Below are 304 nucleotides of genomic sequence, written 5' to 3' on the forward strand. Positions count from 1 at the left end.
TCGATCCCGTGGCTGTCGAGATAATCGGCCACCCAGTCGATGAGCGGGATATTGGTATCGCGGCTGACCGTGGGAAAGCTGATGAGCTTGGTCATCAGCTCAAGGGGGGTAAGGCGCTCGCTCATGGGGTCCTCAATAGCCGCTGTCGGTCTTGAGCACGAAATGGCCCGGCTCGACCTCGGTGTAGACGGAAGGTTCGGGTTCGTAGTCGACGGGGTGGATGGGCGACGGGATGGGTTTGAAGTTCAGGTCCTTTTCCGCCTTGCGCTGGCGCGGATCGGCGATGGGAACGGCTTTCATCAGC

At 60.5% G+C, this 304-nt stretch carries 1 pseudogene; it reads right to left on the reverse strand.

Annotated elements, in window-relative coordinates:
* Window positions 1-125, reverse strand: a pseudogene (locus A3764_RS24935) (acetylornithine deacetylase); the annotation flags it as partial.
* Window positions 126-304: the final 179 nt, after the last annotated feature.

This window comes from Sulfitobacter sp. HI0129 (assembly GCF_001635395.1).
In the GTDB taxonomy this organism is placed as follows: Bacteria; Pseudomonadota; Alphaproteobacteria; order Rhodobacterales; family Rhodobacteraceae; genus Sulfitobacter.